The sequence below is a fragment of the Psychrobacillus insolitus genome (genome assembly GCF_003254155.1).
GTDB lineage: Bacteria > Bacillota > Bacilli > Bacillales_A > Planococcaceae > Psychrobacillus > Psychrobacillus insolitus.
The window spans coordinates 1,179,861-1,194,278 of the sequence record NZ_QKZI01000001.1 but is presented as its reverse complement, the minus strand read 5'-3'; the positions used below and the strand labels follow the sequence as shown (position 1 = coordinate 1,194,278).

The 14,418-nt window shown below is 35.9% G+C and carries 14 protein-coding genes; 10 read left to right on the top strand and 4 right to left on the bottom strand.

The annotated features are described in order from the left end of the window. Positions 1–16 precede the first annotated feature (16 nt). Both C7437_RS05970 and lpdA read left to right on the top strand, forming a co-directional pair. Entirely contained in the window at positions 17–1,366 is a 1,350-nt protein-coding gene (locus tag C7437_RS05970) for a dihydrolipoamide acetyltransferase family protein (RefSeq protein ID WP_111438702.1), read from the top strand. Positions 1,367–1,369: 3 nt separating this feature from the next. Beyond that, positions 1,370–2,782, top strand: coding sequence for a dihydrolipoyl dehydrogenase (gene lpdA / locus C7437_RS05965; RefSeq protein ID WP_111438701.1), 1,413 nt, complete (start codon positions 1,370–1,372; stop codon positions 2,780–2,782). Between the two features lie 534 nt (positions 2,783–3,316). On the opposite strand, the gene C7437_RS05960 is transcribed toward lpdA, so the two are convergent. Continuing rightward, entirely contained in the window at positions 3,317–3,952 is a 636-nt protein-coding gene (locus C7437_RS05960) for a TetR/AcrR family transcriptional regulator (protein WP_111438700.1), read from the bottom strand. 105 nt (positions 3,953–4,057) lie between these two features. On the opposite strand from C7437_RS05960, the gene C7437_RS05955 reads away from it, so the two are divergent. From C7437_RS05955 to C7437_RS05940, 4 genes are all read left to right on the top strand, one after another. Continuing rightward, the gene (locus C7437_RS05955; RefSeq protein WP_111438699.1) at positions 4,058–7,105 is read left to right on the top strand and encodes an efflux RND transporter permease subunit; all 3,048 of its coding nucleotides are present in this window, start codon (positions 4,058–4,060) and stop codon (positions 7,103–7,105) included. Positions 7,106–7,193: 88 nt separating this feature from the next. Next, the gene (locus tag C7437_RS05950) at positions 7,194–8,009 is read left to right on the top strand and encodes a polysaccharide deacetylase family protein (protein WP_111439009.1); all 816 of its coding nucleotides are present in this window, start codon (positions 7,194–7,196) and stop codon (positions 8,007–8,009) included. A gap of 261 nt (positions 8,010–8,270) precedes the next feature. Beyond that, positions 8,271–8,606 (top strand): CidA/LrgA family protein, encoded by a 336-nt coding sequence (locus C7437_RS05945; protein WP_342767766.1) that lies wholly within the window; start codon positions 8,271–8,273, stop codon positions 8,604–8,606. After that, a complete protein-coding gene (locus C7437_RS05940) occupies positions 8,607–9,284 on the top strand; it encodes an LrgB family protein (protein ID WP_111438697.1) in 678 nt (225 codons plus the stop codon). It begins immediately after the preceding gene. 93 nt (positions 9,285–9,377) lie between these two features. Here C7437_RS05940 and C7437_RS05935 read toward each other — a convergent pair whose 3' ends face one another. Continuing rightward, entirely contained in the window at positions 9,378–10,850 is a 1,473-nt protein-coding gene (locus C7437_RS05935) for an aminotransferase class I/II-fold pyridoxal phosphate-dependent enzyme (protein WP_111438696.1), read from the bottom strand. 142 nt (positions 10,851–10,992) lie between these two features. Between C7437_RS05935 and C7437_RS05930 the strand changes: the two genes are divergently transcribed. Together C7437_RS05930 and C7437_RS05925 are read left to right on the top strand one after the other, a co-directional pair. Next, entirely contained in the window at positions 10,993–11,952 is a 960-nt protein-coding gene (locus C7437_RS05930) for an NAD(P)H-dependent flavin oxidoreductase (protein WP_111438695.1), read from the top strand. 12 nt (positions 11,953–11,964) lie between these two features. Continuing rightward, positions 11,965–12,234 (top strand): UPF0223 family protein, encoded by a 270-nt coding sequence (locus tag C7437_RS05925; protein ID WP_111438694.1) that lies wholly within the window; start codon positions 11,965–11,967, stop codon positions 12,232–12,234. Between the two features lie 51 nt (positions 12,235–12,285). Here the strand turns inward: C7437_RS05925 and C7437_RS05920 are convergent, their stop codons facing one another. Next, complete coding sequence (locus C7437_RS05920) at positions 12,286–12,915, bottom strand: YktB family protein (RefSeq protein ID WP_111438693.1); 630 nt, start codon at positions 12,913–12,915, stop codon at positions 12,286–12,288. Between the two features lie 158 nt (positions 12,916–13,073). On the opposite strand from C7437_RS05920, the gene C7437_RS05915 reads away from it, so the two are divergent. After that, entirely contained in the window at positions 13,074–13,271 is a 198-nt protein-coding gene (locus C7437_RS05915; RefSeq protein WP_111438692.1) for a hypothetical protein, read from the top strand. 104 nt (positions 13,272–13,375) lie between these two features. Beyond that, positions 13,376–14,167, top strand: coding sequence for an inositol monophosphatase family protein (locus C7437_RS05910; protein WP_111438691.1), 792 nt, complete (start codon positions 13,376–13,378; stop codon positions 14,165–14,167). 35 nt (positions 14,168–14,202) lie between these two features. Here C7437_RS05910 and C7437_RS05905 read toward each other — a convergent pair whose 3' ends face one another. Continuing rightward, positions 14,203–14,388 (bottom strand): YlaF family protein, encoded by a 186-nt coding sequence (locus C7437_RS05905; protein ID WP_111438690.1) that lies wholly within the window; start codon positions 14,386–14,388, stop codon positions 14,203–14,205. Positions 14,389–14,418: the final 30 nt, after the last annotated feature.

The window sequence follows — 14,418 nt, the reverse complement described above, 5'->3', positions numbered from 1 at the left end:
AGAAAGGGTGAATAATGTGGCATTTGAATTTCGATTACCAGATATCGGTGAAGGTATACATGAAGGCGAAATCGTTAAGTGGTTTGTAAAAGCAGGAGACGAAGTAGACGAAGATGATATTTTATGTGAAGTACAAAATGATAAAGCAGTTGTCGAAATCCCATCACCTGTAAAAGGGAAAGTTACCGAAGTTTTAGTTAGTGAAGGTACCGTAGCAATAGTTGGTGATATCTTGATTAAAATTGATGCACCTGGATATGAAGACCTTCAGTTTAAGGGAGATCATAGCGACGAAGTAAAAGCGGAAGAAAAAATAGAAGCTCAAGTTCAAGCTACAGCTGAATCTGGACAAACAATTGAAAAAGAAAAAACGAATACTTCCGACCAAGTTGTTTCTTCTGAAAAAGTAACTAAACAAGAAGCGAAAGGTAATGTACGTGTTATTGCAATGCCTTCCGTACGTAAATTTGCACGTGAACATGAAGTAGAGATTGAAGAAGTTAATGGATCAGGCAAAAATGGTCGTATTTTAAAAGAAGATATTGAATCATTTAAATCTGGTGACCAGAAATCACCGGAAGTTACTAGTGAAGCTTCTACTGAAACTACGCAAGTATCAGCGCCAAAAGAAAAAGCTGCTGCTCCAGTTTCGTTTGAGGGTGAATTCCCGGAAACTAGAGAAAAACTTTCTCCAATGCGTAAAGCAATTGCTAAAGCAATGGTACATTCAAAACATACTGCTCCGCATGTAACGTTAATGGATGAAGTAGATGTAACGGAACTTGTTGCACATCGTAAAAAATTCAAAGATATAGCTGCTGAGAAAAATATTAAATTAACATACTTACCATATGTCGTAAAAGCATTAGTAAGTACACTGAGAGAATTCCCTCAATTTAATGTTTCGTATGATGATGAAACAAACGAAGTGATTCAAAAACATTACTTCAATATTGGGATTGCGGCGGATACGGACAGAGGTTTATTAGTTCCTGTTATTAAGCATGCGGATCGCAAATCTATATTTGCCATTTCAGATGAAATAAATGCACTTGCTGTTAAAGCACGTGATGGTAAATTAGCTGCTGCTGAAATGAAAGGCGCATCTTGCTCTATTTCGAATATTGGATCAGCTGGAGGCCAATGGTTTACGCCGGTTATTAACCATCCAGAAGTTGCGATTCTCGGAATTGGAAGAATTTCTGAAAAACCTGTAATAAAAAATAGTGAAATTGTAGCGGCACCTGTGTTAGCATTATCATTGAGCTTCGATCATCGAATGATTGATGGTGCAACTGCTCAAAATGCGTTGAATCACATGAAACGTTTGCTTAGCAATCCGGAATTATTATTAATGGAGGCGTAAAAAATGGTAGTAGGAGATTTCCCAATCGAAACAGAAACATTAGTTATTGGTTCAGGTCCCGGAGGATATGTAGCTGCAATTCGTGCTGCACAAACAGGACAAAAAGTAGTAGTAGTAGAAAAAGAAAATATTGGTGGAGTGTGCTTAAACGTAGGATGTATTCCTTCAAAAGCATTGATCTCTGTTGGTCATCGTTTTGAACAAGCTCAACATGCAGATGACATGGGTATAACAGCTACTGACGTGAAAATTGATTTTTCAAAAGCACAAGCTTTCAAAGACAGTGTTGTAAAAAAATTAACTAGCGGTGTTTCTGGACTATTAAAAGGAAACAATATTGAAGTAGTAATGGGTGAAGCTTATTTTGTAGATGCTAATACAGTTCGTGTTATGGATGAAACATCAGCACAAACGTATACTTTTAAAAATGTAATTATCGCAACTGGATCTCGTCCTGTTGAAATTCCAACTTTTAAATATACAAAACGTGTGATTAATTCTACTGGTGCTCTAAGTTTACCTGAAATTCCAAAAAACCTAGTAGTAATCGGTGGAGGATATATTGGGACAGAGTTAGGGTCAGCTTTTGTTAACCTTGGTTCTAATGTAACAATTATTGAAGGCGGCGATGATATTTTAGCTGGCTTTGAAAAGCAAATGACTTCAATCGTTAAAAAAGGCCTTAAGAAAAAAGGCGTTGAAATTGTAGTAAAAGCTTCTGCTAAAGGTGTGGAAGAAACAGAAAATGGCGTAGTAGTAACTTATGAAGTTGGCGGAGAAGAGAAAAAAGTTGAAGCTGATTATGTATTAGTTACTGTAGGTCGTCGTCCGAATACGGATGAAATGGGTCTTGAAGAACTAGGCATTAAGTTTGCTGAACGTGGTTTACTAGAAGTAGATAAGCAATGTCGTACAAGCATTCCTAATATCTATGCTATTGGTGACATTGTTGCAGGACCACAACTTGCGCACAAAGCATCATACGAAGGTAAAATTGCAGCTGAAGCTATTGCAGGACAAACTTCTGTAGTAGATTATTTAGCAATTCCTGCAGTATGCTTTACTGATCCAGAAATGGCTACAGTAGGATTAAATGAAGCTGAAGCGAAAGAACAAGGCTATGAAGTTGTTGCTGGGAAATTCCCATTCGGAGCAAATGGTCGTGCACTTGCACTTAATGCAACAGAAGGTTTTGTTAAGTTAGTATCTCGCAAAGAAGACGGATTACTTCTTGGTGCTCAAATTGTTGGTCAAGGAGCTTCTGATATGATTGCTGAACTTGGTTTAGCAGTTGAAGCTGGTATGACTGTAGAAGACATCGCAATGACTATTCATGCTCACCCAACATTAGGTGAAATTGCAATGGAAGCTGCAGAAGTTGTTATGGGTCATCCAATTCATATTCTAACAAAATAAACTCTCTGAAAAACCTCTCAAAGCTTAATAGCCTTGAGAGGTTTTTTTGGTTCTTTGTCAAATGACGTTGGTGAAATAAAATCCTCTTCTCGGTCGAACAGGAGAAAGGGATGGAATTTCACTAATGTCATTTTTTTATCAATATCTCTGAAGTTAATAAATACTAATCCACGCTGATTTTCGTTCCGAGCGGACGCTTTCCGTGGGGCGTGCGGTGAGCCTCCTCGTCGCGAAAACCGCGCTCCTGTGGGGTCTCACCTGTCACGCTAATCCCACTGGAGTCGCCACTCGGAACGGAAATCAGATAAGAGAATATTGGAATCATCGGTTCAAATAGATATAGAAAACAAGTGACATTCCCTATAGAAGAAACGTTAGCGTATGATCCAGTATTTAAAACGAATTAAGGGCTGATCAAGAACTTTTAAAAGCTATGTCTGAGAAGGATTTCAAGGCGTTAGAGACTTGTTTAACTAGACCTGTTTCCCCTTACAATAACGGAAGAATTGAAGTAAAAGGAAAAACAACCCCGAATTAAGACTTGCTACAGTCTAATTCGGGGTTGTTTTTGTTGAAAAAGTTTGTTTCTAAAAATGGAGTTGTAAGACCTGCTACTAATGAGTCTATTCTAGAAAGAAGATAGCGTGCTAGTTTACTATGATCAAAATTGCTATCACACATAACAATTAATTCAGAATATCCCTTCATTAGCCCTTTTATCATGATGATCATGTCAACAAGATGATTTTCTATGTCTTCTCCATAAATATCGACTAGCAATGTGCTTAGATTATCGTTTAACTGTGTATCCATTTTTTTCATTAATAAAAATAAATCATTATTATCTGGCTTTGTTTGTTCTCTTAATAACATCAGTATAAAGTTGGAGTAATGATCTGTTTCTTCAAATTGGATACGTAGAAAAAGTTCAAGTTTATCTTTTGGAGAAACTTCCATTTGCAAAGCACTAGAAACTTTTTCTGTAAATTTATCTAAGAAAAGTTGGAATATACTTATAAGTAAACTGTTTTTAGATTCGAAATGGAGATAAAAAGCTCCTTTTGAAATTCCACATGCTTTGGTAATATCCTGGACAGAAGTAGATTCGAATCCGTTTTTCGCGAATAGTTCTACAGATTTATCTATTATTAATATTTTCTTTTCGGACATCGTATCACCCACTATTCTTCTCAGTTGACTTATGACCGACTAGTCATTTACTATTATAAAGTAATGTGACTAAACGGTCAAAATATATAATCTTGGGGGAAAAAAATGAGTTCCATAATTAACTTTGTCATGAAGAATAAATTAGCAGTATGGCTAATAACACTTATTATTACAGCTACTGGTATATATGCTGGTACACAAATGAAACTAGAAACAATTCCAGATATTACAATTCCAATAGTTTCGGTTACAACTGTTTATCCAGGCGCAACTCCAGAACAAGTTGCGAAAGATATTTCGGAGCCTTTTGAAAAAGCGGTAAGTAATTTGGAAGGTGTAAAAACGGTTAGCTCCACTTCTTTTCAAAATGCATCTTCCCTCCAAATTGAATACTCATATGGTATTGATATGGATGATGCAGCAAAAGGTGTGCAAGAAGCATTGGACGCTGTAACTAAGCCAGAAGCTGTTCAAGATCCTTCGGTTACACAAATAAGTATCAATGCTTTTCCAGTTATAGCGTTAAGTATAGCTAATACAGAAAAAGATTTAGAAGCATTAACAAAGGATGTAGAGGGTAGTATCGTTCCTCAAATAACAGGAATTGAGGGTGTCTCCTCTGCAGCTATCACTGGACAACAAGTAGAAGAAGTAAGTTTAATTTTTGACCAAGCAAAATTGGTTGAACTTGGACTTGATGAAGCTACTGTGAAGGCAATTGTACAGGGGACAAATTTAACGATGCCTTTAGGATTATTCCAATTTGAGGAATCAGAACAGTCTGTTGTAGTTGACGGAAAAGTTGCTACGCTAGAAGATTTAGAAAATCTAAAAATTCCAGTAGTTAGTCCTACAGGAATGTCTTCTGTCACATTAAAAGAAGTTGCAACAATAGAATTTATTGGTAAAGCAGAATCTATTTCTCGTACAAATGGGCAAGAAGCAATATCCATTCAAATTGTAAAGGCACAAGATGCAAATACAGTGGAAGTTGTTAATGCTGTAAAAGACCTTATACCTGAATTAGAAAAAGATGATGACGGATTGGTCATTGATATCACATTAGATCAAGGTCAACCAATTGAAGCATCTGTTGAAACAATGGTCAGTAAAGCAGTATTTGGTGCGTTATTTGCAGTAATCATAATCTTGTTGTTCTTACGTAACTTTAAGTCAACGATCATTTCGATTATTTCAATTCCATTATCAATATTAATTGCGTTTATCTTATTAAATCAAATGGAAATCACACTAAATATGATGACACTTGGTGCAATGACAGTAGCAATTGCTCGTGTAATTGATGACTCCATTGTTGTAGTAGAAAATATTTATCGCCGAATGAGCTTACCAAGTGAAAAATTAAAAGGAAAAGATTTAATTCGTGAAGCAACGAAAGAAATGTTCATACCAATATTATCTTCTACGTTGGTTACAATCGCAGTATTCTTACCTCTTGGATTAGTAGGGGGAATGGTTGGAGAACTATTTTTACCTTTTGCACTAACGATGGTGTTTGCTTTACTAGCATCTCTATTAGTAGCGGTAACAATTGTACCTATGCTTTCCCATACATTGTTTAAAAAGAATATGGAAAAGGGTCCTGTGTCCCATAAAGAATCACAAGGTAAACTTGCAGCATTCTATAAAAAAATGTTAACTTGGACATTAAACCACAAAGCGATTACATCAATTGTGTCAATTGTCCTATTAGCAGCTAGCTTATTTTTAATTCCTGTAGTTGGTGTGAGTTTCTTACCAGAAGAAGAACAGAAGTTAATGTATGTCACATATACGCCAGATGCTGGAGAAACTTCAGATGATGTCAGTACAAGTGTAGAACAAGTAGAACAATACTTCTTGGACAAAGAAGACGTAGATATTGTTCAAGTGTCAATTGGTGGGGCAAATCCAATGGCTCCAGGTGCTTCTAATGGATCTCTGATGTATGTTACGTTTGATCCAGATACAGAAGAATTTACAAAAGTGAAAGAAAGTGTACTGGAAGATATCCAAGGCTTTGATACTAAAGGCGAATGGAAATCTCAAGACTTCTCTACTAGCGGATCTAGTAATGAAGTAAGTTATTTTGTTTATGGAAATAATGAAAAAGATATTGTTCCAGTGATAGAAAGTATCGCAACTATTTTAGAAGACAGTGATGATATTAAAGATACAGATACAAGCTTATCTAAATCATATAAAGAATTTACTTTTAAAGTAGATGAAGACAAATTAGCGCAATACGGTTTAACAACTGCACAAATTGGGATGAAATTGAATCCAAACGTTCAACGTGAAGTGTTAACGACTATTACAAATGATGAGCAAACAGTAGATGTATATATTGATCAACAAGTTAAGTCCCAAACATCCGTAGATGATTTGTTGGACGAAACTGTTGCCACACCACTTGGCATTGAAGTTCCTATTTCGGAACTAGTAACAGTTGAAGAAGGAACAAGTTCTGATACTGTAAATCGCCGTGAAGGAAAAATCTTTGCGAGTGTATCAGGTACTTTGACTGTTGACGATGTAGCTAGTGCATCTGCAACTATTCAAGAAAAGGTGGATAAATTAGAAATTCCTGCAGGAGTAGAAATTAGTACTTCAGGTGTTACTGCTGATATTACAGAGGCATTTACACAATTAGGATTAGCGATGCTTGCAGCTATTGCGATCGTGTATTTAATCTTAGTTGTTACATTCGGCGGGGGACTTGCACCATTTGCAATTCTATTCTCATTGCCATTTACGGCAATCGGGGCTTTAGTAGGGTTGTTCATAGCAGGAGAAACATTAAGTGTATCCTCCATGCTCGGTTTACTTATGTTAATCGGAATTGTTGTTACAAATGCAATTGTCTTAATCGACCGTGTTATTCACATTGAGAAAGAAGGACATTCAACACGTGAAGCTATTTTAGAGGCAGGAGCAACAAGACTTCGACCTATTTTAATGACTGCACTGGCAACAATAGGAGCGCTAATACCACTTGCTATTGGAGCGGAAGGTAGCGGATTAATATCTAAGGGCTTAGGTGTTACGGTAATAGGTGGTTTAACAAGTTCTACTTTACTAACACTAATTTTTGTACCACTGGTATATGAATTTTTTGCTAAGTTTAGAAAAAACAAAGGTTTAAATAACTAACTATACGTTAAGAAAGCAGTGTAGAATTTCTCTACACTGCTTTCTTTTTCTCATGTTAAAATAATGAGGAAAGGGTTAGGTGATTGAAATGAATTTATCAAAGTGGTTACTGCTTCTTGCTGTATTATTTGTCCTTTCTGCATGTGGAGTTGCCGAGGAGGAACCCGCTGCTCCAAAAGAAAATGGAGAATCAACAGAATCAATGGTTCTTGAGCCTGTGGAGGAAGAAACGATAGAAGTCGTACAGGATCCGGTAATAACTAAACCTGAAATACTTTATGAGTTAAATCCCGCTAATTGGGCGCTTCAGCCGATTGACGATGCTAATCCCAAGGCTGTATTGTTAACGATTGATGATGCTCCAGACAAATATGCCTTTGAAATGGCGAAAACATTAAAAGCACTAAATGCACCAGCGATCTTTTTTGTAAATGGACATTTTATCGATACCGATGAAGAAAAAGCAAACTTAAAAGCAATAGTTGAAATGGGATTTACGATTGGAAACCATACACAAACTCATGCAAATCTCAAAAATAGTACGGAAGAGCAACAAAGAGAAGAAATAATAAAAGTAAATGAAACAGTAGAAGCCATTATTGGTGAAAAACCAATATTTTTTCGCGCGCCTTTTGGAGTAAATACAGACTTTAGTAGAAATCTAGTTCACGAGGAGGGTATGCTACTGATGAATTGGACGTATGGATATGATTGGGAAAAGCAATATATGGATGCTACTAATCTGACAGATATCATGGTAAATACGGAATACCTTACGAACGGTGCAAATTTATTAATGCATGACCGTAAATGGACAGCGGAAGCTTTAACTGGAATCGTAGAGGGGCTTCGTGCAAAAGGATATGATTTAATAGATCCGCAAACTATTAAAGGAGTTAAATAGTTAATGAAACTCTGTGGAATAAGGTGATTTCACAGAGCTTTCTTAAAAGATAAGGAAGTATCTAAAATTGCACAATTTGTCTAGCGTAAGTCGCCTGTGCTCCTGCGCAAAGCTCGGGGCAGTAATAGGCGCTTGCGCTTTTCTTATTTGGTGTGAAATATTTCCTGTTCTTACAACTTAGGAGGGCTTAAAATTAAAAGTACGACTTTTAAAAATATTATTCTATCCAAATATATAAGAATCATCTTTCAAATAGCCATTTTGTTTTTATTTTCATTGATTGGTACGTTTACTGTAGAGTTGTTGGGGATTAACTTTCCGGGATCAATAGTAGGGTTACTATTGCTCTTAATTTTAATGATGTTACATATTATTCCGGAAGCTCTTATTAAAGATGGAGCAGGGTTTATACTTGCATTTTTACCATTATTTTTTATCCCTGCAACTGTTGGCGTAATGAACTTCCCTGAATTATTGTCTTTTCAAGGTTTGTTGTTATTAGTTGCTGTCATTATTAGCACAATATTAACTATTATTCTTTCAGGAAAGTTATGTCAGTATATTGAAGAAAATGAAATTAGAAAGGAGTCCATTTAATTGCTTGCAATTGGTACGGTTTTAGCTACTATTATTGTTTTTCTATTGATGAAAAAGCTTTATGGCAGATTTTCGACTCCGATTCTATTTCCTGTGTTGACGGCCACTATCGTATTGGTAATCCTATTAACATCATTTTCAGTTTCGTATGATACATATATGAGTGGGGCAAAATGGATTGATGCATTCCTTGGTCCAGCTATAGTTAGTTTTGCTTATCCTTTATATACACAAAGAAATTTAATAAAGAAAAACTTATTTTCTATTATTACAAGCGTCACAGTTGCATTAATTTCTGGCATTATTAGTGTCATTCTATTAGCTAAATTGATTGGAGTTGATCAAGAGATAGTAGCTTCTTTATTTTCAAAATCTATTACGACACCTGTTGCGATGAAAATAACGGAATCGCTAGGAGGAATTCCTTCGTTGACTGTGGTATTTGTTATTTTGGCAGGCTTAACTGGTGCTATTTTAGGTCCATACATTTTTAAAATATGTAAAATTAATAATCCTGTTAGCAAGGGTGTTTCGATGGGAAGTGCATCTCATGCTATTGGGGTTGCCAAACTTTCAGAGTATGGGGAACAAACGTTGTCAATGGGAACTGTAGGCATGACGTTAAGTGCCATAATAGGTGCATTTATTTGCCCGTTATTCGCTTGGTTTATGTTATAAGGTGGCAAGGCGCTGGAGCTAGACAGATACTTTCTTATTATGTTAAAAAGGCAGTTCCATATGGATTATTAATCCGATATGGAGCTGCCTTTTTTAGTTAAAATTATCATGAGTATCTTTAATTACATGAATCGTTTGAAGTGTATCGTCTTCTGGACCTTGTACTGGCAGTCCCGCTTCTAAATTCATTTGGATATAATCGATATTTCCTTGCGTGATTATTTCCCCGGGAATAAAGATTGGGATTCCAGGTGGGTATACCATGACAAATTCAGCAGAGATACGTCCACTTGCCTCTGATAGGAAAATTGTTTCCGTCTCTGCGTAAAAAGCATTACGAGGTGACATTGCAAGTAATGGAATTCCTGGTAATGTCACGGAAGGTTCGATTACAACGGCTTCTGATTCATGTGCAATAACCATCCGTTTTAATGCGTTGATTAGTATATTAACTTCTTTTTTTGAATCTCCAAGTGTAATTAAACAAAGTATATTATATAAATCCGATAGCTCGATTTCAATATTTGCTTTTTCTCTTAGCCAAATTTCTGCATCAAATCCAGTAATACCTAAATCTTTTACACTTATTAATAGTTTCGTCGGATCCATATCAAAAGTCGCGGAAGTTTTTAAGATTTCTTTACCGGCACAACGTAAATGAGGGATCTTATTAATGCGCTCACGTGCGTCTTCAGCAAGGTTTACAGCTTCTCCGATTAAATCCTCCCCGTGAATAGCTAACTGTCTTCTAGCGGTGTCTAGTGACGCTAGAAGAGGATAAGATGTAGAAGTTGTTGTGAGCATGGATAAAACAGATTGAACACGTTTAGAAGAGACAAGACCCTCTTTCACGTTTAAAATCGAACTCTGTGTCATGGAACCACCAAGTTTGTGAACAGAGGTTGCTGCCATGTCGGCACCAGCCTGCATGGCAGATATGGGTAGTCTGTCATTAAAGTGGATATGAACACCATGTGCTTCATCCACTACAACAGGTATTCCCCTTTTATGTGTAATGTCCACAATCTTTTTCAAATCAGCAGCAAATCCAAAATATGTTGGATTAATCACAAGTACTCCTTTTGCATCTGGATTGGCAACTAATGCTCTCTCAACAGATTCTGCCGAAATACCATGAGAAATACCAAAATCTTTATCCACCTCTGGGTGAATAAATACTGGAATTGCACCTGCGAAAACTATTGCAGACATAATAGATTTATGAACATTTCGTGGAACTAATAGCTTATCGCCTGGGCCACAAATAGTTAGAATCATAGTCATGATTGCACCGCTAGTACCTTGGACAGAGAAAAATGTCTCATCTGCTCCGAATGCTTCAGCAGCTAATTGTTGTGCCTGTTTAATGACACCTTTAGGAGAGTGTAAATCGTCTAAAGGAGCGATATTGATTAAATCAATAGAAAGTACATTATCTCCAACGAACTCGCGAAATGCAGGGTCCATCCCTTTCCCTTTTTTATGTCCAGGAATATGAAACTGGATAGGATGACGATTTCGATGCTTAAGTAGTGCATCGAACAAAGGAGTTTCTAATTGTGACAACGCTCATACCACCTCTAATATTATTTTTTTTAAAACAAAATGAATTATAGCACTTTCAAAGTTACGTGACTATTAAAATTATTATTAGGAATTGAATGATTGTCTCAACTATATTAAAATTATATCAACAGGAGGGATTATATTGAATTTTCAGACGAGGGTTACTGAATTATTAGGAATAGACTATCCAATTATTCAAGGGGGACTTGCTTATTTAGCTTACTCTGATTTATGTGCAGCGGTTTCTAATGCCGGTGGTCTTGGACAAGTGACGGCCATGAGTTTGAATACACCACAAGAATTGCGCGAAGAAATACAGAAGGTGAGAAAGTTAACAGATAAACCTTTTGGGGTAAACTTTGCAGTAGGTCAAACTGGGAGACCTTATGAACATATGTTGCAAGTAGCAATCGATGAAGAAGTTCCTGTTATTTCAATGACTGGAGGAAATCCAGCAACTATATTAGATAAACTTGCAAATACATCGATTAAAAAGTTGGTTCTAGTAGCGGCAAAACGTCAAGCTCAAAAAGCGGAGCAATTAGGAGCAGATGCTGTTATGGTTGTTGGTCAAGAGGGGGGGGGCCATTTAGGTAGGGATGATATAGGTTCCATGGTTTTAATTCCTCAAGTGGTAGATTCTGTTGGTATTCCAGTAATAGCTTCAGGAGGTATTGCTGACGGACGAGGATGGATGGCAGCGCATGCACTTGGGGCAGAAGGTATTGAAATGGGGACACGTTTTATTGCAACTAAAGAATGTGTTCATGCTTCCGAGGCTTATAAAAATGCTTTAATAGTTGGTCAAGAAATAGATACAACCATTATAAAAAAATCTATAGGTGCGCCCGCTAGAGCATTAAAAAATGAATGGACAGAAAAAATTCTACGAATTGAAAAGGATACTCCGACATATGATGCTTTAAAGGAATACATCAGTGGAGAAGCAAACAAGCAGTTCATTTATAATGGCGATAGCGCAAATGGATTTGGATGGGCTGGGCAATCAGTCGGGCTGATAGGTGATATTCCATCTGTAGATGATCTAATCAAGCGTATGGTAAATGATGCAGAAGAGGTAAGAAAAAAATGGCATGTATAGGAGGGCTAAAAAATGGAATATACTTATCCATTCTCTATTGATTGGTCCACGAGTGAAATAGTGGATGTTGTTCAGTTTTTTGAGGTCATTGAAAAAGCGTATGAAAACGGTGTCAAGAGAGAAGAATTAATTAAAAAATATAGAAGGTTTAAAGAAATAGTACCTTCTATGGCAGAAGAAAAAACTTATTTTCGAGAATTTGAAAAAGAAAGTGGTTATGCAAGCTTTCCAATTATCAAAATGATGAAAGAAAAAAATGATGGTGCAATTATTAAAGTATAAAGAAAATCCCTCCAATAGTTTGTTTTCTACCAAGCAATTGGAGGGGTTTTACTATTTCATATTAATCATCGTTTTATAAATTGGTAAAAGTGCTTCAAAAGTTTCTTCTGTAAGTTTAAAAAATTCTGCTTCGGTAAATTTTACAGCTTCTTCCCGAGGGATATGAACACCGACTAGAAACTCTCCCTTTTTCACATCACGAAGTCGGGTAAGTAATACATCTAACTCATTTTTCTTGGCAACTTTTAAAGGAGTAGCAATTGGTTTCATATGATCTCCTGAAATAATAAAGTGGTCTGGGACTTTATGGAACATCTCTTTAGCATTTAATAATCGTTCTGCAATAGCTACTTTATCAGGTGCTTCATAAATAACTGCAAGAATAATAAATAAATGGCTACCCCATAGACCAACTTGGAAATGTGGTAATGCCTTATAGCCCCGCTTATAAGGGGCAAATGCTACCCAACTATCTTTTGGAGGATTCACAGAGCGCCTAGCGTGCTTGGCAACATGTGCAAAATATTCATTCCCAAGAACACCTGAAAAGTATAGGCTATATTGTTTTCCTAATTCCTCAAACTTAGGACGGACACGTGTAACAAGTGCTTCCATTCTGTTTTCTAAACCGTCTATTTGAAAGACATCAAAATCTGAGTTTTCCCAAAAAGTTTTATTCATTTTAAAACTCCTTTCACTTTATATGTTTATATTATAAGAAAATTGGGTAAAAATCTTGTATATAAGATTTTTTAGTTGACAAAAATTTCTTTTTGGCATAAATTATAAAAAATCTTCAGAATATTCCGATATTAAAAATAAAAGAAGGGGTGTTATTTATGAGACAGGTTGCTCACGTTATTCGTAAAACAAATGTAGAAAAGGAAAGAATTCAAGGGTTGAAATTTGAGTTGGATTATCAATTAGCTTCTCTATTCGATGCCATGACAAATAAAGATGAGAAAGAGATGGAGGAATCCAAAAAACGATTAAACGAAATTTATCAACTGTTGGAGGAATTAAATGCACTGGGCTAAGTTAAAGATTTATATATACACATAAAAAACACCTGCTAATTAACAGACAGCCGGTGTTTTTTTCTTTATAATAAATAAAAAGGCTTTAGAGAGGTGGATGACCTATCAATATACATGTAATGGATAAATTTGCGAAGTCTTTAATTAAAGAAGCAGCTGGTAGAATCAGGAGTTCATTTTCAAGTGAACTGGTTGTAGAATCTAAATCAGCAGCTAATGATTTAGTTACAAATATTGATAAAGAAACAGAACAATTTTTTATAAAACAAATAAAAAAAGAATTTCCAGATCAACGAATTTTGGGAGAAGAAGGATTCGGAGATGAGATCAGCCATTTAAACGGGTACATTTGGATTTTGGATCCTATAGATGGAACGATGAACTTTATCCATCAAAAAAAGAACTTCGCTATTTCACTTGGAATTTATAAAGATGGAGTAGGATTACTTGGATATATTTATAATGTAATGGACGATGATTTAATATCTGCAACACTTGGAGAAGGTGCATTTTTTAATGATATTAGAATTCCACTTTTAACAGATGGATTATTGGGGCAAGCTATTATTGGCATTAATACTAGTTGGGTTTTGCCAAACAAATATTTAGAACATGAAGGAATAGTGAAACTGTTACAGAAGGTTAGAGGAACAAGATCTTATGGTTCAGCGGCAATTGAAATTGGATATGTTGTGACAGGTAGATTAGATGCGTATATGTCTATGAGGTTGTCACCATGGGATATTGCTGGAGGGATGGTCATTGCAAATGAAGTAGGGGCAATTGTCACTACATTATCTAATCATCCAATAAATCTATTAGTGCAAAATACATTTATAGTGGCAAGACCGGTTGTACATAGTGAAATATTAGATGAATATGTGCGCGTAAAATAAAAAAGATTAGCAAGTTTACCTTGCTAATCTAATTCTTATAATAATCCTTGATCACGCATTTTTTTCTTTGTTTTAAAACCGTATCCCATGACTACAAATAATAGGATAATTCCTAGAATGATCAAAAGAATACTTCTGAATGCGACAGCAATTCCTATAAAAGCCATAGAAAGTATTGCACAAAGAGAAAACAATACGAAAATCCATTTAATATCACGCATTTAACTACACCTCCAATAATTTCTAAAAAA